Below are 18,324 nucleotides of genomic sequence, written 5' to 3'. Positions count from 1 at the left end.
TTCACATCGATTCCTTGATTTGCCGGACCGGCGACACGGCGCAGCCCGGCGGCAGCGAGTCATGCAAGGGCACGAGGCGCATGGGCTTCCCCCGCCACCGACCGGGCCAGGCGCTGCACCAGCGCGGCGAGCACCCGGGTCTCGTGCTGCCGGATGAAGAAATGGCCACCCTCGAACCAGTCGAGCGTGAAGCCGGGGTTCGCGGTCTCGCCGGACCAGGCCTCCATGCGCCAGGGCTCGATGTCGTCCTGACGCCCCGCGAAGACGTGCAGCGGAAGCGGCAGCGGCGCATCGCCCGAGTGCGCGAAGCTTTCGCACACTCGGTAGTCGGCGGCCAGCGTGTCGAGCGTCATGCGCAGCAGCTCGGGACTGTCGAAGAGCTCCTCGGGCGTGCCGCCCTGCTTGCGCAGATCACCGACGAGGGCTTCGTCGTCGTTCATGTCGACGAAGCGGTCGGGGTCGCGGTGCGAGGGCGCGGCGCTGCCGGACACGAGCAGCGCCTTGGGCAGGGAACGCCCCTTCGCACGCAGGCGCTGCACGATGCCCCATGCCAGCAAGGCGCCCATGCTGTGACCGAAAAGCGCGAAGTTGCCGCGCAGCGCCGCATCGTGCTCGGCGCACAGCAGCGAGACCATGGAATCGAAGTCCTGGACGAAATCCTCGCCCAGGCGGCCGCCACGACCGGGCAGCTCCATCGGCACGACCTCGATCCAGCGCGGCAGCACGCGCCGCCAGCGCAGGTACATGGTGGCGCTGGCGCCCGCGCAGGGCAGGCACAGCAGCGAGAGAGGAGCCTGCATTCGCTCCTCAGGCTGCAGCGGAGGTGTTTTCCTGCTGCGCCATCCAGTCGCGCAGCGACTTCGGGCGCATGTCGGTCCAGCTCTTCTCGACGTAGTCGAGCACGGTCTTCTTGTCGCCCTGCACGCCGTCGACGGCCTTCCAGCCGCCGGGCACGGCCTTCCATTGCGGCCAGATCGAGTATTGCTCTTCGTGGTTGACGAGAACGATGAAGGTCTCGTCCTCACGGTCGAAGCAGCTGGTAGACATGTGCGGTCCTCTTGGGTTGTTGAGATCGGCGGGCGAGGAAACCCCGCGCCGTCCGCCGCGCGTTTCGCTCGGCGGGGCACGGGCACCTTCCCTTGCGATACATGACGGGGCAGGAGGCCGGGTGTTTAGGACTGTTGACGCAGGTCCGGCGGCCGCGCGAGGTCGCGGCTGCGCCGCGGCCGGGCCGCGGGAAAACAGCGGGTGGCGGGGAACGGGAAGGAAAAGCGCGAAGCCCGACGACAGCGGCGGCTACCGCCCGGCGGGCTCTTCCGTGTCGTCCGGCGGAGGAACGTCGTTGGCGGGCGGCACGAGGCCCACGAGCAGCCAGAGACGGGCCGCCTCGTCGTAGGTCTTGCGGTGAAGAGGACTCTCGGCCAGCCACCGTGCGAACTCCTCGCTTGCCGCGTCGCCGAGGCCGCCGCGCTCGTGCTGGCGGCGCACCCAGGTCCATGCAGCCTGCCAGACCGGGTCGTGATCCTTGTCCGTCTTTGTCATCGGCGACATCGTATCGCCGATGGCGCGGCGGATTCAGCCACCCTGGACCAGATAGCGGCAGCTTTCCAGGGCCGCGTCGGCGTCCTTGATCATGAAATTCACCAGCGTGGCGGAGCAGCCCAGGCGCACGCCGATCTCGCGCTGGGTCATGCCGCTGAGGCGGTTGAGCTCGAAGGCCATGCGGGTGCGCGCGGGCAGCGCCTCGAGCACCCGATCGATCGCCGCCAGCGCCTGGCGCCCGTCGAGCACGCGCTCGGGCGCATCGTTGCTCGGCGGGCTCACGAGCTCGACGTCCTCGCAGTAGGTGCGATAGCTGGCCTCGACGGAGTTGTGGCGGTGATAGTCGAACGCCACGTTGCGGACCACCTGGCAGCAATAGCCGAGCGGCTTGCGCACGTCGCGCACCGAGGCGCCGTCGGCGAGCTTGAGGTACGCGTCCTGCAGCACTTCGTCGGCGAGGTCCGCGGTACGGACGATTTTTTGCGCGACGCGCTGGAGCTGGGCACGGTTTGCGATGAAGACCTCCCCCAGCGTGGGCTCGGCTGGCTGAAGCGACATGTCCATGGGTACTCCTGAAGTATTCAATTTGAGATAATGCAAATAAGAACTATTACCATCTTTGGACAAAAGAAGGCCTGCTCTTGCAGTTGCTCCTCCCCTTATCTCTCACTTCATTAGACGTTTGAACGGCCGAAAGCGAGACAGCTCCGGCCCACGCCGGGCGGGCCGGCGGCGCCACCTAAAATGCCGCCCCTATCCCGATCGCGTCCCCATGAACATCGTCGTCAACGAAGAACTCAAAGCCTATATCGACCCCATGACACCGGAGGAACACGAGGCGCTGGAGCGGAGCATCCTCGCCGAGGGTTGCCGCGACGCGCTGGTGCTGTGGGGCGACGTGCTGGTGGACGGCCACAACCGTTACGGCATCTGCCAGAAACATGGCCTGCCGTTCAAGACCGTGCAGAACCCGCGCTTCAAGACCATCGAGGACGTACACCTCTGGATGATCGACCAGCACCTGGGCCGGCGCAGCATTTCGGACTATCTGCGCGGCGTGCTCGCGCTGAGGAAGAAGGACATCGTCGACCAGCAGCGCAGCCGTTCAGCAATGGCACCGGCGGAGTCGGCAGCCTCCTCGTCGGACGCGCCGTTCGACGTCGATCCGCCCGCCGACGCGACGCCGGAAGACGATGCGGCTGCGGCGTCCCTGCCGCCGCCCGCGCCGCTCAACAGTCGCGAGGCCATCGCCAAGGCTGCGCGCCTGAGCAGCAGTCAGGTCGTGATGATCGAGAAGATCCAGAAGCAGGCTGCGCCGGAACTGGTGGCGGCCGTGAAATCGGGTGTGATCTCGATCAACACCGCGGCGGCCGTGGCCACGCTGCCGGCCGAAGAGCAGGTCTCGGCCGCGAACGCCGGCAAGGACGAACTCAAGCAGGCAGCCAAGCGCGTGCGCGAGTCGAAGAAGAAGCCGCGCGCGGAATCCGCCGAAGCGCCTTCCGACGACGAAGGCAGCGTGGACACGCTTCAGGCGCTGCAACAGCGCGTGGCGGAACTCACTGCCGAGAACGAATCCCTGCGCAGGCAGGTCGCCGAGCTGCAGGCGCAGCTCGGGCATTGAGCTCGCCGCCGGTCCACTCAGGACCGGCGGGTTTCTCTACCAGGGCTGACTAGGGCTGGATCGCGCTGATCTTCGCGCCCGACAGCGAAACGCCGGCCTCAAGCCCCACGTTGGTCATCACGAATCCCACCACGGGCTGGCGAAGGGTGTTCGTGTCGATGCTGCCGTTGGCCCCGATGGTTGCGAGTGCCACGGTGGCATCCGCACCGGCCGTCCAGCCCTTGCTGTTACGGAACTGGTCAAGCGCCGCCTGGGTGGTGAAGACATAGATCACCGCCTTCGACTGCGCACCGGCCTGGAATCCCACGGAGCCGGCGGTCGTGCTGTAGTAGGACTGCGTGCGCCCGTTCACGCGCAGGGCGCCCCGCCCGTACTCGGCGCCCACGCCCATGCTGGCCCCCACCACGGCGGGGAAGACCAGCACGCCGCTCGACCTGGCTACCAGCTCACGCGAGCCCTTCACGGAGTCGTACAGCTTGGAGAGCGATGCATCGACCTGAGCGTCGATGGAAGTGCGCGAAGACGCGCTGCTGGCCTGGTCCTGCGGCCGCGTGGTGGTGCACCCGACGAATGCCAGGCTGCACGCCGCCACGATGGACGAGAACGCCAGCGTTCGGAAGTTCATGGCTTTCATGACGGAATCCTTTCCTTGTTGAGAACATGGATCGGCAATGAACGAGAACTCTGCCTGCGATGGCAGATCGGCTCATGCTAAGTCCGCGAAAACCGTGCAAATCCGGTTGAAGGCATCGGCCTACGCAAGGTCACGGCGTCGATGAACCGATGGCCGCTCGTCCTACCGAATCAGGCGCAATGTTCGTGCAATGCGGGTTCGTAGCATCGCGGCTCTGGTGCGGGCGGCTGCACAAGGCCGTCCGCGATCTGGCATCGAACCGACTTCGCGCACTCCCATGACACTCGATCTCGCAAGGTTTCCGCGCCACTCTCGCGCCGGCAGCGTCCGCCGCCTCGCACTGCCGGACGCGCTGCGCGGCTTCGCACTGCTCTGCGCGCCTGTGCTCAATCTGTTCAGCACTTCGGCGCTCGAGTTCGCCGCAACGTCCGCCGCCCTCCTCGCGCTGCTCTTCGGCGTGAGCTTCGCGACGCGGGTCGACGGGCCCGACGAAAAGACTGGAGCCGTGCGCCTGCTCGTGCAACGCATGCTGAAGGAGTCGGTTGCGTACCGGCACCTGTGGGCTCGCCTGCTGCAGGCTGCACTTGCCGTCAGCCTTGTCGCGATCGCGCTGCCGCAAGGTCCCGCATCGATCGCGCCGGCTCTGTTCACGTTCGGCATCGCGGCATTCGTGCTGATGTTCCAGCAACCGCGCTGGCGTCGACGGCTGTGCAAGCTCGCCCCCATGGGACGCATGGCATGGGCGAACTACCTCGTGCAAGTGCTGTTCGTGCTTGGCCTTTTCCATGCGCTGGAGCCGCGCTTCGGGCTCCTGCTGGGGGTTGCCGTGCCCTGTGTCGCGATTGCCTTGCTGCAGGCCGTGTTCAGCTGCCTATGGCTCGCGCGGTCTCGCTCGAGGTCCGTGAGGTGGGCACATCCTGAGGGGCAGGCTGTCTGAACACAGCCTGCCCCCTCGTTCACCGCCTGCTCAGGGCAAGACTGAGATGCGGTTGGGCGTCGGAGGCGCCAGCGGGCTGTTCGCCTTGATGTAGGCCTCCAGGGCATCCACGTCCTGGTCGCCGCCGAGCGCGTCGGTGCCCTGGTTGAAGGCGGTGAAGTTGTCGCCGCCGGTGGCCAGGAAGCTGTTCATCGTCACGCGGTAGCTTGTGCCGTCGGCCATCGCGGTGCCGTTGAGCGACATGTTGGTGATGCGTGAACCAGCGGGTGCCGAAAGGTTGAAGCTGTATTTGAAGCTTGCGGAAGGCAGCAGCACCTTGGGCGAAGTCGTGGTGTTGGAGCCGCTGTTGAACTGCTGCTCCAGCACTGCCTTGATCTGCGCGCCGGTCATGGTCTTCACCACGAGGCTGTTGCCGAAGGGCTGCACGGCGAAGATCTGGCCGTAGGTCACGCTGCCGTCGCCGGCGGGCGCGAGGTCGGCGCGCACGCCGCCCGGGTTCATGAAGGCGATCTGCGCAGCCCCCTTGCCGGCCGGACTGGTTGCGGCCAGTTGCGCATCGGCGATCAGGTCTCCCAGCACGCTTTCCTTGGTCTGCGGGTCCTGCGCGCGCGTAGCCGTCGTAGTGAGCGAGCCCACCACGCGCTGCACCAGCGGCCCCGCAATCGCGAGGTACTGGCTGATGAGCGCAGCCACTTCCTGGTTCTTGCCGAAGACAGGGTACTGGTCGGTCAGCGCAACGGTGGTGGCGCCGCTGGTGTAGGCCTCGCCCTGCACGATCACGTTGTCGGCGGTCTTGGCCGTCACCTTGCGCGTCTTCGTGTCGATGGTGAGGTTGATGTCGGTCAGCAGCGTGCCGTACTGGCCCGCGCTGGTCAGCAGGAAAGGCTTGGCCGGATTGGTCTTGCCGTAGTCGCACACGTAGGAGCGGTGCGTGTGGCCCGAGATCACGACGTCGACCGCGGAGTCGAGCTTGTTGAGGATCGGCAGGATGTCGCCGCTCAGGCCCGTGCAGCTCTTGTCGTTGTAGCCCACGGTGGTGGTGCCGCCTTCGTGGATGACGACGACGATGGCGTCCGCGCCCTGCGACTTCAGCTGCGGAATCAGCGCGTTGGCCGTGTCGGCTTCGTCCTTGAAAGTGAGGCCCGCAACGCCGGCCGGCGTCACGATGTTCGGCGTGCCCTTCAGCGTCATGCCGATGAAGGCCACCTTCACCGTGGCGCCGTCCTTCGCGAAGGTCTTCATGCCGGTTGCGGGAAACAGCGTGTTGCCGTCGCCCTTCACGGTGTTGGCTGCGAGGAAGCCGAAGTTGGCGCCCGGGAAGCTCTTGTTCACGCGGCAGGGCTCGAGCGCGGTGTTCTTCGCGCAGCCGCCGTTCTTCATGCGCAGCAGTTCGGTCTGGCCCTTATCGAACTCGTGGTTGCCGACCGCGTTGAAGTCGATCTTCATCGCGTTGACGGCTTCGATGGTCGATTCGTCGAGGAAGAGCGCGGAGACCAGCGGCGACGCGCCGATCATGTCGCCGGCCGAGACCACGGCGTTGTTGGGGTTCTGCGCCTTCAGCGAGGCGATGGCCGAAGCCATGTAGGCCGCGCCGCCGGCAGGCACGGGCACCGTGCCACCGCTCTTGGCGGGCGCGGTGATCGACAGCTTCGGCGGCTCGAGGTTGCCGTGCAGGTCGTTGAAGGCGATGAGCTTCACGTCCATGCTGCCGGGAACGGCGGGCGCAGGTGCCGGAAGATTGCCGGCCGTGGGTGGCGGCACGAAAGGAATGAAATTGTTCGAATTGCCGCTGCCGCCGCAGGCAGTCAGCGAAGCCACCACCACGCCGGCGAGGGCGAAGTGCTTCAACGATGGGTGCATGGGAACCTCTCTCCTCGGTTTTTGGAAATGCCGCAGCGGATGCTGGACACGACTCATGACGAGGCCATGAAGGCCCCATGACGGGGCGAGAAGATCCAAAGAGGCGTCGTCGCCGCTCAGGGCAACTGCACGAGGCGGATCGCGATGCCAGGGCCGAATGCAGCCTGCAGGAGCGCCTTTGCCTGCATGCTGCGCTCGTCGGTCGGCGACTGCACCGCGAGCAAGCCTTCGGTCGACCGACGCTGCAGGTGCCAGCCCTCCTGTCCGAGGAGGATGACCTTGGCGAGCGCCGCCGCGTCTGCCACCGGCGGCGCGGTGGGCGTGATGTCGAGCCAGTCGGTCACCTGGTCGCTCTCGCCGCCCAGGCGCGCGGCCGCGCCTTCCGCGAGGGAGCGCTGGGTGGCGACGTCCTGCACCGTTCCCTGCAGCACGATGCCTCCGCCGTGCCATCGGATTTCGAGCGACGGAGCTGCGTCGGCCACGCGGACTTCGGTGGCACTGCCACAGGCCAGGTGCCATCCGACGACCGCCGCCAGGATCGCGAGGCAGGCAATCGACAGCGCAAGAAATCTTCGGATGGGCTTCGTCATTCGAGGCGCGAGCGTGCCACGCGGCACGTGACGCCGGTATGACGTGCCATCACCCGGCGGACAGCCATTCGATCTGCACGGATAAGCGCACGCCAAAGCACCCGCAGGACACCGGATTCCTATACGCTTGGGTTCCGTCCCCCGCATTCCCCAACATCCCGAGGAACGAAGCCATGGCAGCCAATGCGAAAGTCACAGGAAATGTCGAATATCGGGCTGGCGACGGCCCCCTGATCCTCATTCCCCAGGGCCCCATCGAGATTCAACTGGCGCCTGACAGCGCCGTGCTGAGCTGGGGCGACGCCGGCAACATGCAGACGACGGCGATTCCGATCGCCGAGTACGAACGCTATCTGAGCGAGGGCGTGATCCAACCCGACTGAGGAAGAATTCGCGCACTGGCAGGCAAAGTGCGCCGCCCATGAAAAAACGGCCCTTTCGGGCCGTTTTCGTTTCTGCGTTCGCAGCGCATGGCCGCGACGCTTTCGTCACTGCTTCTTACTTCTTCTTGGCAGCGGCGGCCTTCTTGGCGGGCGCGGCAGCCTTCTTTGCTGCGGGCTTGGCGGCCACAGCCTTGCTGTCGGCCTTGCGCTTTGCAGCCTTGGGGTCCACGGCGGCCTTGAAGGCTGCGCCCGGCACGAACTTCGGCACCTTCTGTGCGGCGATCTTGATCTTGGTGCCGGCGCTGGGGTTGAAGCCCGAGCGAGCGGCGCGCGCCACTTGCTTGAAAGTGCCGAAGCCGACGATCTGGACGGGGTCGTCCTTCTTCACGGCGGCGACGATCGAGCTGGTGATGGTCTCGAGAACGCGCGCGGCTTCTGCCTTGCTGAGGTTGTGGGCGGCGGCGATTTTTTCGACGAGTTCGATGCGGTTCAACTGAGTTTCCTGATAGGTTTAATTTCGCCATGTTGCCTATGGCGGCGCAGCACGAATACAAGCTGCAAGCGGGGCGGAGTTTATTCGACTGCGAGAGCCCGGATGTAACGCGGTCGCTTCAAACCTTCATCTATCGATCTTCGATCAGTCCTTCTGCCTGCATTGCTGCATGCACGGCGGGGCGTTTCGCGACCGATTCCATGTAGCGGACGATCGCCGGCCACGGCGAGAAATCGAGTCCTGCATGACGGCCGAGACGCAGGATTGGATAGAGGTACGCATCCGCGATGGTGAAGCATTCGCCGAGGATGTACGGCCCCGGCTGCACCAGCGATGCGACGCGCTCGAAGGCCCGGGTGTCGGCGATGAGGCTCTGCTTGTAGCTTGCCGGCACGTCGGGATCGAACATGGGCGCGAAGCCCTTGTGCAGCTCGGTCGCGACGAAGCTCAGGGCCTCGGCCAAACGATGACGCGCCATGGTGCCGGCCGTCGGTGCAAGCTGCGACGCCGGAGCGAGATCGGCAAGGTACTGCAGCACGGCAATGCCTTCGGTCAGCACCTCGCCGTCGTCGAGCTCGAGCGCGGGCACCTTGCCCATGGGGTTGATCGGCAGATAGCTCTGCTCGGTGGAAGGCAGCGTCTTGGTTTCGAGGTCGACACGGATCATCTCCGCGCTCAGGCCGGCCTCGTGCAGCACGATGTGCGGGGACAATGAAGAAGCACCGGGGCTGTAGAAGAGTTTCATGATCGGCTCCTGTTGATGGTCAGACGGGCTGTGTCGATGTGATCGATGTGCACGCCACGAATGGTGGCCGCGAGGAGCTTCATGAAAAAGCAGGCTGAAGGCACAAGACTGATGAGCCGGACTCACGAGTTGCCCATATCGGAAGCCGATGCACGCGTATTCGTGACGGTGACCAACGCGGGCAGCTTCACTGCCGCCGCGGCGCTGCACGCGATGACGCCGTCGGCCGTGAGCAAAGCCATCGGTCGACTCGAGAGCGACCTCGGCGTGCAGCTACTGACGCGCACGACGCGGGCGCTGCATCTGACCGAGGAAGGCATGGCGTTTCATGAACGTTGCGCGCGAGCCTTCGAACTGCTGGCGGAAGCGGCGGAAGAAGCCGGGGCGGGCGCGTACGCGGTGTCCGGCACCGTGCGCGTGGGATTGCCGCCGCTCTTCGGCACATTCGTTGTTGCGCCGATGCTGCCGGCTCTGCTCGCGCGACATCCGAAACTGCGCATCGAGATCGTGTCGACCATGCTGCTGTCGGACATCTTCGATCTGGGGCTGGACGTCGCGATAGCCGTGGGCGCCCTGCCCGATTCGAGCCTCGTGGCGCGTCCGTTGGGATACGGGCAATTCGTCACCGTTGCGGCTCCAGCGTGTTTCAGAGAGAAGCCGCGGCCATCACGACCTGAAGAACTCCTCGCGCACCAGTGCCTGGCCTATGCGCGGCCGGATGGTCGGGAGGAGTCATGGAACTTCAAGACACCGGAAGGGCCGCTGCAGATCGAGACGCGCGCCGATGTGCGCTCGGACGACATGCATCACCTTGCGGCGATGACAGTGGCAGGACTGGGCATCGCGCACCTGCCAATGTTCGTCGTGAACGAGCACATCGCGAGCGGTCGATTGGAAAGACTGCTGCAGGACTTCGAGCCTGCGCCAAAGCTTGCATCGCTGGTCTATCCGGCGAGTCGCTCGATGCCGCGCCGCGTGCGTGCCTTCATCGACTTCCTGCTGTCGGGCAAACAGCAACTCGCGGGCGTGATGCGCCCGAGTCCGCTGATCGAATAGAGGGAAGAAGAGAAGAGGCCAGAAAGTGAAAAGCCCTTGCAACTCATTGAGCTGCAAGGGCTTCTGACTGGCGGAGTGGACGGGACTCGAACCCGCGACCCCCGGCGTGACAGGCCGGTATTCTAACCAACTGAACTACCACTCCTGGTAGACAACGTTCGTTCCTTGCGGAACCGAGTGTTGACGACTCGTGCCAGCTTCACTGAAGTGAAACTGGCGACCCTACGGGGATTCGAACCCCGGTAGCCACCGTGAAAGGGTGGTGTCCTAGGCCTCTAGACGATAGGGTCAAAACCTTGGACGTGCTGCGATCAGCATCTCTAACCATCTCGACACTCTGGTGGAGGTAAGCGGGATCGAACCGCTGACCTCTTGCATGCCATGCAAGCGCTCTCCCAGCTGAGCTATACCCCCGTGTGGGTGTCGAGCCTCAGATTATAGCCCGAATTTCAGGCCTTTCTCAATCGTTCGATAACTTTTTCGCGGGAAAAAATTTCGAGGACTGAATCCAAGGACGGTGTTTGCGGTGTTCCCATCACAAGCACTCGTACTGGCATCGCTAACACCGGCATCTTCAATGCGTGTGTCGCGAGGACTTCCTTGATCATAACTGCGATCGAGGCCTTATCCCACGCGACCGTCATCATTTTTTCAGCGAGCGTTGCGATTGCGGGCTTCACTGCGTCAGTGATGTGCTGCGCGCGATCTGCTTCGGTCACTGTGATGTCCGCATAGAACGCAACAGCCCAATCGGCGAGCGCAACCGTGGTCTCGCAACGGTCTTTGAACAGCGCGCAAATCGCAGGCAGCCGCTCGTCCGCAACGATGCCGCGCTTCTGCAACTGTGCTGCAACGAGCGGCGCGAGTTCGTCGCCGCTCTTCGCCTTGATGTACTGCGCGTTGACCCACGCGAGCTTGGCCGCATCCCATTGCGCGGGGCTCTTCGACAGGTGCGAACCATCGAACCAGCTCACCATCTGCTCGCGCGTGAAGAGCTCGTCGTCGCCATGACTCCAGCCAAGGCGCGCAAGGTAGTTGAGCATCGCTTCGGGCAGGTAGCCGTTGTCTTCATAGGCAGTGACGCTCACTGCGCCACGACGCTTCGAGAGCTTCTGCCCGTCGTCGCCAAGAATCACCGGCACATGGCCGAACTCGGGCAGCGATGCACCGAGCGCGCGGAAGATGTTGATCTGCCACGGCGTGTTGTTGATGTGCTCGTCGCCGCGGAACACGTGCGTGATGTTCATGTCCCAGTCGTCGACCACCACCGCGAAGTTGTAGGTCGGCACACCGTCGGGCCGCAGGATGATGAGGTCGTCGATCTCGCGGTTGTTGATGGTGATCTCACCCTTCACGAGGTCGTTCCACGTGACATCGCCTTCGGGCGGATTGCAGAAGCGCACCACCGGCGGCACGCCTTCGGGCACGGGCGGCAGCACCTTGCCCGGCTCGGGACGCCAGCGGCGGTCGTACAGCGTCTTCTCGCCGCGCGCGCGTTGCGCCTCGCGCATCTCGTCGAGCTCGGCCGGCGTGCAGTAGCAGTAGTAGGCCGTGCCGGCCGCGAGCATCTGCGCGATCACCTCGCGATAACGCTCCAGGCGCTGCATCTGGTAGATCGGGCCTTCGTCGTATTCGAGGCCGAGCCAGTGCATCGACGCGAGGATCTGGTCGGTCGAGTCCTGCGTAGAGCGGGCCACGTCGGTGTCCTCGATGCGCAGCACGAACTCGCCGCCATAGTGGCGCGCATAGGCCCACGAGTAGAGGGCCGTGCGTGCCGTGCCCAGATGAAGAAAACCCGTGGGGGATGGTGCGATGCGGGTGCGTACTTTGCCGGTCATTTCGTTATCGTGGATTCAGGGTGCTCAGGCCGCGCGTGATGTCGGCCTTGATGTCTTCGGCATGCTCGAGGCCGACGGCGAGTCGGATCAGCCCCTGGCCGATGCCGGCGGCCTGGCGCTGCGCTTCGGTCAGGCGGCCGTGCGAGGTGGTGCCCGGATGCGTGATGATGGTCTTCACGTCGCCGAGATTGGTGGCGAGGCTCACCACGCGCGTGCTGTTCATGACATGGAAGGCATTGGCGCGCGCCGTTTCGGGCGAATCGCCGACCACGTCGAACGACACCACCGCACCGCCCTGCCCCGACTGCTGCTGCATGGCCAGTTCGTGCTGCGCATGCGAAGCGAGCCCGGGGTAGTACACGCGTGCGATGCCGGGCTGCTTCTCGAGCCACTGCGCGATGTCCATCGCGTTCGCGCAATGCGCCTTCATGCGGATGCCGAGCGTCTCGATGCCCTTGAGCACGACCCACGCATTGAACGGCGCCAGCGCCATGCCGGCGGTACGCACGATGGGTCCGAACACGTCGACGATGAGCTTCGAAGGACCGCAGATCGCGCCCGCCATCACGCGGCCCTGGCCGTCGAGGTGCTTGGTGCCCGAGTGGATGACGAGGTCGGCGCCCAGCGCCGCCGGACGCTGCAGGATCGGCGTGCAGAAGCAGTTGTCGACCGCCAGCAGCGCGCCCGCCGCATGCGCCACGTCGGCCAGCGCGCGGATGTCGCAGACCTCGGTGAGCGGATTGGTGGGCGTCTCGGCGAACAGCAGCTTGGTGTTGGGTTTGACGGCCGCGCGCCATTCGGCAACGTCGGTCTGCGAGACGAATGTGGTCTCGACGCCGAACTTGGCGAACTCCTTACCGAACAGGTTCAGCGTCGAGCCGAATACCGAGCGCGAGCAGACCACATGGTCGCCGGCCTTCAGCAGGCCCATGCACATCATGAGGATCGCGCCCATGCCGGTCGAAGCGCCGATCGCCGCCTCGGTGCCCTCGAGCGCCGCGATGCGCTGCTCGAAGCTGGTCACCGTCGGGTTCGAGGTGCGCGAGTACGTGAAGCCCGGCTCGGTGCCCGCGAAGCGGCGCATCGAGGTCTCGGCGTCGGGCTGCACGAAGCCGCTGGTCAGGAAGAGCGCGTCGGAATGCTCGCCGTACTGGCTCGGCGCGAGGCCGGTGCGCAGCGCGAGCGTGTCGGGATGCAACCCCGGCGGCAGTGTTCGTTCGTCGTCGGTCACTTCGTCTGCTCTCACTCGCTGTGATTGGGAAGCGCGAGGCGCGAGGAATCCTCTTCGGTCTCTTCGATGCGGGGACGGTTGCCGTTCATGCGGGAGATGGCATCGGTGTCGATGTCGCCGGTCACGTACACGCCGTCGAAGCACGATGCGTCGAAGCCGTCGAGCTTGGTGTTGAGCGAGCCGATGGCGCGCTTCATGGCGTCGACGTCCTGGTAGATCAGCGCGTCGCAGCCGATCAGTTCGCGGATTTCTTCGACAGTGCGGTCGTGCGCCACCAGCTCGTCCTTGGTCGGCATGTCGATGCCATAGACGTTGGGGTAGCGCACCGGCGGCGCGGCGCTGGCCAGGTAGACCTTGCGGGCGCCGGCATCGCGCGCCATCTGCACGATTTCGCGGCTGGTGGTGCCACGCACGATGGAGTCGTCGACCAGCAGCACGTTGCGGCCCTTGAACTCGCTGCCGATCACGTTGAGCTTCTGGCGCACCGACTTCTTGCGCACGCCCTGCCCCGGCATGATGAAGGTGCGGCCGACATAGCGGTTCTTCACGAAGCCTTCGCGGTACGGCACGCCCAGCAGGTGCGCGAGCTGCGTGGCGCTCGGGCGGCTCGACTCGGGGATCGGGATGATCACGTCGATCTGGTTCGGCGGCACGGTCGACACCACGCGCTTGGCCAGCGTCTCGCCCAGGTTCAAGCGCGCCTGGTAGACCGAGATGCCGTCGAGCACCGAGTCCGGACGCGCCAGGTAGACGAATTCGAAGATGCAGGGGTTGAGCGTCGGCGACTCGGCGCACTGCATCGAATGCACATTGCCCTCGAGGTCTATGAACACGGCCTCGCCCGGGTTGATGTTGCGCTCGAAGGTATGGCCCGAGCCTTCCAGCGCGACCGATTCGCTCGCAACCATCACGGTGCCGTCGGCGCTGCGGCCCATGCACAGCGGACGGATGCCGTACGGATCGCGGAAGGCCAGCAGGCCATGACCCGCGATCAGCGACACCACGGCATAAGAGCCGCGCAGGCGCTTGTGCATGCTCTTGACCGCGGCGAACACCTCGGCCGGATGCAGCGGCACACCACGAGACGCGCGCTCGAGTTCGTGGGCCAGCACGTTGAGCAGCACTTCGGAGTCGCTCTCGGTGTTGGTGTGGCGGTGGTCGGTGGAGAACAGCTCCGAACGCAGCGCATGCGCGTTGGTCAGGTTGCCGTTGTGCACGAGCACGATGCCGAAGGGCGCGTTCACGTAGAAGGGCTGGGCCTCTTCCTCGCTGTAGGCGTTGCCGGCGGTCGGGTAGCGCACCTGGCCCAGGCCCACGCTGCCGGGCAGCGCGCGCATGTTGCGCGTGCGGAACACGTCGCGGACCATGCCCTTGGCCTTGTGCATGAAGAACTTGCGTTCCTGCAGGGTGACGATGCCTGCGGCGTCCTGGCCGCGGTGCTGCAGGAGCAGCAGCGCGTCATAGAGCAGCTGATTGACGGGTGCGTTGCTGACAACGCCGACGATTCCACACATGAACTATTCCTCTCAGGGCAGGTAGCTTGCCAACTTTTCAGGCAGCGAGGGCTTGAGGCCCTGCAATGCCGCATCGAGAACAATGGCGCTGCGCGATTCGTGCCACCAGGCACTGTCGCTCAACACCAGCAAATGGACAACGACGGCGAACACGAGCAGGGCTACCACGCCCCGCGCCGCGCCGAACGCCGCTCCCAGAATCCGGTCCACCGGCCGCAGACCCACGACCGTGATCAACTTTCGCGTGAGCGCTGCCACCAGCCCCACGCCGAACACCACCGCCACGAACACCAGCACGAAGGCCAGCGGGTAGCGCCACGCCCCCTGCGGGTCGCCGAACGGCAGCCATGCCGCCACGCCCGACGCCAGCCACTGGGCTGCGATGAAGGCGGCCACCCATCCGATCAGCGAAATCACTTCGAACACCAGCCCGCGCATCAGGCCGAGAAGCATCGACACCCCGATGAGCGCGACGGCGATCCAGTCGAACAAGGCCACGGCAACGGCGACAGCGGGCGACGGCCCTTACAACGTGAGGATCGCGGCCGACAAAGACAAGCCCTTGACCTTCTCGGCGGCGCGGTCAGCCTCGGCACGCGAGCCGAAGGGGCCGACACGCACACGCGTGCGCTCACCGTCGGCTGTCTTGGCCACGTGCACATACGTCTTGAGACCGGCCTTCTCGAGCTTCTGGCGCACTTCGCGCGCCTTGTCGGCATCGGCGAAGGCACCGACCTGCACCACGAAGCGACCGCCCTCGTCGGCTGCGGCAGGCTTGGCCGCGGCAGCGGTGAGGGGCTTGCCTTCGAGCAGCGCGCGGGCCCGGGCGCCGTCGTCCGCGGCGGCGGGCTTGGGTTTCGCTTCGGGCTTGGGTTCCGGCTTCGGCTTGGCCTCGGGCTTGGATTCCGGCTTGTGTTCGGGTTTCGCTTCCGGTTTCGGCTCCGGTTTGGGCTCGGGCTTCGGCTTCGGTTCGGGCTTGGGTTCCACGGCCGCGACGGGCGGCGTGGCGGGCAAGGGCTTGCCGGGGTCGATCACGGTGCCGTCGGCGGTTTCTGTGATCATGCCGCCGGAAGACGACGAGGCGACGCGCGAGCTGCCGCTGTTGTCGGGCGCAGCCGGCGAGGTGGTCGCGGCAGGCGCCGGCGTGGCGGGCACCGGCAGCGGCTTGACCTTGTTGCGATCGGGAATCTCGATGGGAATGTCGACCGACACGGGCCGCGGCTGGGTATCGAACAGCAGCGGGAAGCCGATCACGCCCAGCAGCACCAGCACCGCCGCGCCGAGCAGCCGGTGGCGCGCACGCCGACGCATGGTTTCGACACTTTCCGCCGGGACGGCTGCCGGGGCGCCTCGTCCTTCGTTGCCTTGCTGGCCGCGCGTGCGGAACTTGAAAAACGCCATGAAGTTCGATCCCTGAAGGAGTGCAGCGAGGTTGCGCCAGAAGGTGTGTACGGCCCGACGGTCAGCCGCCCGGCGACAGGTGTTTGGCTTGCAGCCGGGGGGTGCCGTTTTCGAGCACGCCACCCACGGTGAAGAACGATCCGAAGACCACGATTCTATCAGCGGCCCCCGCCTGTCCGATGGCCGCGCCCAGCGCTTCCATGGGGCTCGCGTGCACGCTGCCCGAGGCATCGGTGCGCTTGTTCTGCGCCTGCCAGGCAGCCAGCAGATCGGCCGCCTTGGCCGCGCGCGGCGTGGGCAGGTCGGTGAAGTACCAGCGGTCGATCAGCGGGCCGATGCGCGCCAGGATGGGCGCGAGATCCTTGTCCGCCATCACGCCGAACACGCCGTGCGTGGTCGGATAGAAGCCCATCGCGTCGAGGTTCTCGGCCAGCGCGGCCACGGCGTGCGCGTTGTGCGCCACGTCGAGCACCAGCGCCGGCTCGCCCGGCACGATCTGGAAGCGGCCCGGCAGCTCGACCATCGCGAAGCCGTTGCGCACGGCCTGCGCCGTGACCGGCAGCTGCGGCCGCAGCGCCTCGAGCGCCGCCAGCACGCCGGCCGCATTGATGAGCTGGTTGGCGCCGCGCAGGGCCGGATAGGCCAGCCCGCTGTAGCGCCGCCCCCGTCCCGACCAGCCCCACTGCTGCTTGTCGCCCGAGACGTTGAAGTCGGTTCCGAAGCGCCAGAGGTCGGCGCCGATGGCGTTGGCGTGGTCGATCACGCTCTGCGGCGGCACCGGGTCGCTCACGACCACCGGCTTGCCCGGGCGCATGATCCCGGCCTTCTCGAAGCCGATGCTCTCGCGGTCGGGGCCGAGGTATTCCATGTGGTCGAGGTCGATGCTGGTGATGACGGCGCAGTCGGTGTCGATGATGTTGACCGCGTCGAGCCGGCCGCCCAGGCCGACCTCGAGGATCGCCACGTCGGGCTTCTGCTCGATCATGCAGTGCAGGATGCCGAGCGTGGTGAATTCGAAATAGGTCAGGGGCATCTCGCCGCGCGCCTTTTCCACCACCTCGAAGCTTGCTATCAGTTTGGAAGCATCAACCGCCTCGCCCAGGAGCCGCAGCCGCTCCTCGAAGCGCACCAGGTGCGGCGAGGTGAACACCGCCGTGCGGTAGCCCGCGTGCGTCAGGATCGATTCGAGCATGGCGCAGGTCGAGCCCTTGCCGTTGGTGCCCGCCACCGTGATGACGGGGCAGCCGAAACGCAGGCCGAGGCGCTGCGCCATTTCCTTGGCGCGCTCGAGTCCGAGCTCGATGTTCTTAGGATGGAGTCGCTCGGCGCGCTCGAGCCAGTCGTTCAGGGTTTCCATGGAGGCGGGCATTGTCGCCGACCCGTCGGCCGGGGCATCATCGCGGCCATGACAACCCTCTACGGCATTCCGAATTGCGACACCGTCAAGCGCGCCCGCGCCTGGCTCGACGAACACGGCGTGGACTACGCCTTCCACGACTTCAAGAAACAGGGCGTTCCCGAGGCCGAGCTCGACCAGTGGCTCAAGAAGCCCGGCTGGGAGGCCCTGGTCAACCGCAAGGGAACCACCTGGCGAAAGCTCGATGAAGCCACCCGCGAAGGCGTGGTCGACGCGGCCTCCGCCCGTGCCGTGCTGCTGGCCAACCCCAGCCTGATCAAGCGGCCGGTGGTCAACTGGGGCCCGGAAAAGCCCGTTACGACGGGATTCGACGCCGAAGCCTGGGCTGTCAACGCCGTGTAAATCCCGGAACCCGACCTGCCGCCCGGCGTCGAACCTCGATCCGCAGGAGAGACACACCATGAACAATCGCACTTTTCGCACTCTCGCAGGCATTTCGGTCGCCGGCATGCTGGCCGCCGGCACCGGCCTCGTTCATGCACAGCAGAACCAGGTGGTCCAGGCCCGGGTGATCTCCGCCACCCCGATCCGCGAAACGACCGGCAGCGACGTCAACTACAACGTCACGTACGAATACAACGGACGCCAGTACACCACCCGCATGAACACCCGGCCGGGCGCGACCATCCCGATCCAGGCCAGCGCTTATGGCGTGACGGGTGTGACGACCTCCCCGGTGGTGCCCCAATCGCAGCTGCAGGCGTACCCGGTCGAAGCCAACAGCGGCGGCTATGCCCCGCAGTCCGGCGGCTCGCCGTGGGACAACGTGGTGCCCGAGCCCGGCGTCGTCGTCTCCAACGCCCCGGCACCGGTCTACCAGCCGGCACCGGTCTACCAGCCGGCTCCGGTGTACGCCGCTCCCGTGTACAGCGCCCCGGTCTACGTGGAACCGGCCTACACGTACCCCTATGCCTACCCGTACGCCTACCCGCCGGTCGGCATCTCGCTGAACCTCGGGTACTCGCGCGGCTGGGGCGGCGGCTACTACCGCGGCGGCTGGGGCTATCGCGGCTGGCACCGCTGATTCGCCGGCCGGCGGCCCGAGCCGCCCGAACCCCTAAA

General features: G+C 66.0%; 21 protein-coding genes and 3 tRNA genes. 6 read left to right on the top strand and 18 right to left on the bottom strand.

Annotation, left to right across the window (positions count from 1 at the left end):
- Nucleotides 1-59: 59 nt before the first annotated feature.
- The 4 genes from BMY35_RS15415 to BMY35_RS15400 all read right to left on the bottom strand — a co-directional run bounded on the left by BMY35_RS15415 (nt 60) and on the right by BMY35_RS15400 (nt 2,106).
- Entirely contained in the window at nt 60-800 is a 741-nt protein-coding gene (locus tag BMY35_RS15415) for a thioesterase II family protein (protein ID WP_093200403.1), read from the bottom strand.
- Nucleotides 801-807: 7 nt separating this feature from the next.
- Nucleotides 808-1,047: an MbtH family protein gene (locus BMY35_RS15410; RefSeq protein WP_093200400.1), complete on the bottom strand. Its 240-nt coding sequence runs from the start codon at nt 1,045-1,047 to the stop codon at nt 808-810.
- Nucleotides 1,048-1,296: 249 nt separating this feature from the next.
- Entirely contained in the window at nt 1,297-1,542 is a 246-nt protein-coding gene (locus BMY35_RS15405; RefSeq protein WP_093200397.1) for a FecR/PupR family sigma factor regulator, read from the bottom strand.
- A gap of 33 nt (nt 1,543-1,575) precedes the next feature.
- Nucleotides 1,576-2,106 carry a sigma-70 family RNA polymerase sigma factor gene (locus BMY35_RS15400; protein WP_093200394.1) on the bottom strand — a complete coding sequence of 177 codons (531 nt, stop codon included), beginning with the start codon at nt 2,104-2,106 and terminating at the stop codon, nt 1,576-1,578.
- A gap of 208 nt (nt 2,107-2,314) precedes the next feature.
- Here BMY35_RS15400 and BMY35_RS15395 point away from each other — a divergent pair, with 208 nt between their 5' ends.
- Nucleotides 2,315-3,163, top strand: a complete 849-nt coding sequence (locus BMY35_RS15395) for a ParB N-terminal domain-containing protein (RefSeq protein WP_093200391.1) — start codon at nt 2,315-2,317, stop codon at nt 3,161-3,163.
- A gap of 49 nt (nt 3,164-3,212) precedes the next feature.
- Here BMY35_RS15395 and BMY35_RS15390 read toward each other — a convergent pair whose 3' ends face one another.
- Entirely contained in the window at nt 3,213-3,797 is a 585-nt protein-coding gene (locus tag BMY35_RS15390) for a BPSL1445 family SYLF domain-containing lipoprotein (RefSeq protein ID WP_093200389.1), read from the bottom strand.
- A gap of 277 nt (nt 3,798-4,074) precedes the next feature.
- On the opposite strand from BMY35_RS15390, the gene BMY35_RS15385 reads away from it, so the two are divergent.
- The gene (locus tag BMY35_RS15385) at nt 4,075-4,734 is read left to right on the top strand and encodes a DUF418 domain-containing protein (RefSeq protein ID WP_218152997.1); all 660 of its coding nucleotides are present in this window, start codon (nt 4,075-4,077) and stop codon (nt 4,732-4,734) included.
- Between the two features lie 30 nt (nt 4,735-4,764).
- Here the strand turns inward: BMY35_RS15385 and BMY35_RS15380 are convergent, their stop codons facing one another.
- Nucleotides 4,765-6,594 (bottom strand): bifunctional metallophosphatase/5'-nucleotidase, encoded by a 1,830-nt coding sequence (locus BMY35_RS15380; RefSeq protein ID WP_093200383.1) that lies wholly within the window; start codon nt 6,592-6,594, stop codon nt 4,765-4,767.
- Nucleotides 6,595-6,710: 116 nt separating this feature from the next.
- Nucleotides 6,711-7,184, bottom strand: coding sequence for a hypothetical protein (locus BMY35_RS15375; RefSeq protein WP_093200380.1), 474 nt, complete (start codon nt 7,182-7,184; stop codon nt 6,711-6,713).
- Between the two features lie 173 nt (nt 7,185-7,357).
- Between BMY35_RS15375 and BMY35_RS15370 the strand changes: the two genes are divergently transcribed.
- Complete coding sequence (locus tag BMY35_RS15370; RefSeq protein ID WP_093200377.1) at nt 7,358-7,567, top strand: hypothetical protein; 210 nt, start codon at nt 7,358-7,360, stop codon at nt 7,565-7,567.
- A gap of 115 nt (nt 7,568-7,682) precedes the next feature.
- Here BMY35_RS15370 and BMY35_RS15365 read toward each other — a convergent pair whose 3' ends face one another.
- The gene (locus BMY35_RS15365; protein WP_093200374.1) at nt 7,683-8,060 is read right to left on the bottom strand and encodes an HU family DNA-binding protein; all 378 of its coding nucleotides are present in this window, start codon (nt 8,058-8,060) and stop codon (nt 7,683-7,685) included.
- Between the two features lie 130 nt (nt 8,061-8,190).
- On the bottom strand, nt 8,191-8,805 hold the full coding sequence (gene gstA, locus BMY35_RS15360) for a glutathione transferase GstA (RefSeq protein WP_093200371.1): 615 nt from the start codon (nt 8,803-8,805) through the stop codon (nt 8,191-8,193).
- A gap of 81 nt (nt 8,806-8,886) precedes the next feature.
- On the opposite strand from gstA, the gene BMY35_RS15355 reads away from it, so the two are divergent.
- Nucleotides 8,887-9,861, top strand: coding sequence for a LysR family transcriptional regulator (locus BMY35_RS15355; protein ID WP_177213646.1), 975 nt, complete (start codon nt 8,887-8,889; stop codon nt 9,859-9,861).
- 68 nt (nt 9,862-9,929) lie between these two features.
- Here BMY35_RS15355 and BMY35_RS15350 read toward each other — a convergent pair.
- The 9 genes from BMY35_RS15350 to folC all read right to left on the bottom strand — a co-directional run bounded on the left by BMY35_RS15350 (nt 9,930) and on the right by folC (nt 17,214).
- A tRNA-Asp gene (locus BMY35_RS15350) sits at nt 9,930-10,006 on the bottom strand.
- A gap of 69 nt (nt 10,007-10,075) precedes the next feature.
- A tRNA-Glu gene (locus BMY35_RS15345) sits at nt 10,076-10,151 on the bottom strand.
- Nucleotides 10,152-10,199: 48 nt separating this feature from the next.
- Nucleotides 10,200-10,275 (bottom strand) — tRNA-Ala (locus BMY35_RS15340).
- Between the two features lie 35 nt (nt 10,276-10,310).
- Nucleotides 10,311-11,699: a glutamate--tRNA ligase gene (gene gltX, locus BMY35_RS15335; RefSeq protein ID WP_093200365.1), complete on the bottom strand. Its 1,389-nt coding sequence runs from the start codon at nt 11,697-11,699 to the stop codon at nt 10,311-10,313.
- 4 nt (nt 11,700-11,703) lie between these two features.
- Complete coding sequence (locus BMY35_RS15330; protein WP_093200362.1) at nt 11,704-12,930, bottom strand: O-succinylhomoserine sulfhydrylase; 1,227 nt, start codon at nt 12,928-12,930, stop codon at nt 11,704-11,706.
- Between the two features lie 11 nt (nt 12,931-12,941).
- Entirely contained in the window at nt 12,942-14,444 is a 1,503-nt protein-coding gene (purF, locus tag BMY35_RS15325) for an amidophosphoribosyltransferase (protein WP_093200359.1), read from the bottom strand.
- A gap of 12 nt (nt 14,445-14,456) precedes the next feature.
- A complete protein-coding gene (locus BMY35_RS15320) occupies nt 14,457-14,942 on the bottom strand; it encodes a CvpA family protein (RefSeq protein ID WP_093200356.1) in 486 nt (161 codons plus the stop codon).
- 27 nt (nt 14,943-14,969) lie between these two features.
- On the bottom strand, nt 14,970-15,845 hold the full coding sequence (locus BMY35_RS15315; protein ID WP_093200353.1) for an SPOR domain-containing protein: 876 nt from the start codon (nt 15,843-15,845) through the stop codon (nt 14,970-14,972).
- Between the two features lie 61 nt (nt 15,846-15,906).
- Nucleotides 15,907-17,214: a bifunctional tetrahydrofolate synthase/dihydrofolate synthase gene (gene folC, locus BMY35_RS15310; RefSeq protein ID WP_093200350.1), complete on the bottom strand. Its 1,308-nt coding sequence runs from the start codon at nt 17,212-17,214 to the stop codon at nt 15,907-15,909.
- Nucleotides 17,215-17,250: 36 nt separating this feature from the next.
- Here folC and BMY35_RS15305 point away from each other — a divergent pair, with 36 nt between their 5' ends.
- Both BMY35_RS15305 and BMY35_RS15300 read left to right on the top strand, forming a co-directional pair.
- Nucleotides 17,251-17,604 (top strand): ArsC family reductase, encoded by a 354-nt coding sequence (locus BMY35_RS15305; RefSeq protein ID WP_093200347.1) that lies wholly within the window; start codon nt 17,251-17,253, stop codon nt 17,602-17,604.
- Nucleotides 17,605-17,662: 58 nt separating this feature from the next.
- Nucleotides 17,663-18,286: a glycine zipper 2TM domain-containing protein gene (locus tag BMY35_RS15300; RefSeq protein WP_093200344.1), complete on the top strand. Its 624-nt coding sequence runs from the start codon at nt 17,663-17,665 to the stop codon at nt 18,284-18,286.
- The last annotated feature ends 38 nt before the right edge of the window (nt 18,287-18,324 follow it).

Origin of the sequence: Variovorax sp. YR750, assembly GCF_900109805.1 — a bacterium.
Classification (GTDB): domain Bacteria; phylum Pseudomonadota; class Gammaproteobacteria; order Burkholderiales; family Burkholderiaceae_C; genus Variovorax; species Variovorax gossypii.
Note: the sequence above shows the minus strand (reverse complement) of the source record. Positions and strands in the feature narration are given on the sequence as shown.

What these genes read in the sequence shown, in the direction of transcription:
- BMY35_RS15415 (WP_093200403.1), bottom strand. Translation starts at nt 800, where the DNA reads ATGCAGGCTCCTCTCTCGCTGCTGTGCCTGCCCTGCGCGGGCGCCAGC.
- BMY35_RS15410 (WP_093200400.1), bottom strand. Translation starts at nt 1,047, where the DNA reads ATGTCTACCAGCTGCTTCGACCGTGAGGACGAGACCTTCATCGTTCTC.
- BMY35_RS15405 (WP_093200397.1), bottom strand. Translation starts at nt 1,542, where the DNA reads ATGACAAAGACGGACAAGGATCACGACCCGGTCTGGCAGGCTGCATGG.
- BMY35_RS15400 (WP_093200394.1), bottom strand. Translation starts at nt 2,106, where the DNA reads ATGGACATGTCGCTTCAGCCAGCCGAGCCCACGCTGGGGGAGGTCTTC.
- BMY35_RS15395 (WP_093200391.1), top strand. Translation starts at nt 2,315, where the DNA reads ATGAACATCGTCGTCAACGAAGAACTCAAAGCCTATATCGACCCCATG.
- BMY35_RS15390 (WP_093200389.1), bottom strand. Translation starts at nt 3,797, where the DNA reads ATGAAAGCCATGAACTTCCGAACGCTGGCGTTCTCGTCCATCGTGGCG.
- BMY35_RS15385 (WP_218152997.1), top strand. Translation starts at nt 4,075, where the DNA reads ATGACACTCGATCTCGCAAGGTTTCCGCGCCACTCTCGCGCCGGCAGC.
- BMY35_RS15380 (WP_093200383.1), bottom strand. Translation starts at nt 6,594, where the DNA reads ATGCACCCATCGTTGAAGCACTTCGCCCTCGCCGGCGTGGTGGTGGCT.
- BMY35_RS15375 (WP_093200380.1), bottom strand. Translation starts at nt 7,184, where the DNA reads ATGACGAAGCCCATCCGAAGATTTCTTGCGCTGTCGATTGCCTGCCTC.
- BMY35_RS15370 (WP_093200377.1), top strand. Translation starts at nt 7,358, where the DNA reads ATGGCAGCCAATGCGAAAGTCACAGGAAATGTCGAATATCGGGCTGGC.
- gstA (WP_093200371.1), bottom strand. Translation starts at nt 8,805, where the DNA reads ATGAAACTCTTCTACAGCCCCGGTGCTTCTTCATTGTCCCCGCACATC.
- BMY35_RS15355 (WP_177213646.1), top strand. Translation starts at nt 8,887, where the DNA reads ATGAAAAAGCAGGCTGAAGGCACAAGACTGATGAGCCGGACTCACGAG.
- gltX (WP_093200365.1), bottom strand. Translation starts at nt 11,699, where the DNA reads ATGACCGGCAAAGTACGCACCCGCATCGCACCATCCCCCACGGGTTTT.
- purF (WP_093200359.1), bottom strand. Translation starts at nt 14,444, where the DNA reads ATGTGTGGAATCGTCGGCGTTGTCAGCAACGCACCCGTCAATCAGCTG.
- BMY35_RS15315 (WP_093200353.1), bottom strand. Translation starts at nt 15,845, where the DNA reads ATGGCGTTTTTCAAGTTCCGCACGCGCGGCCAGCAAGGCAACGAAGGA.
- folC (WP_093200350.1), bottom strand. Translation starts at nt 17,214, where the DNA reads ATGCCCGCCTCCATGGAAACCCTGAACGACTGGCTCGAGCGCGCCGAG.
- BMY35_RS15305 (WP_093200347.1), top strand. Translation starts at nt 17,251, where the DNA reads ATGACAACCCTCTACGGCATTCCGAATTGCGACACCGTCAAGCGCGCC.
- BMY35_RS15300 (WP_093200344.1), top strand. Translation starts at nt 17,663, where the DNA reads ATGAACAATCGCACTTTTCGCACTCTCGCAGGCATTTCGGTCGCCGGC.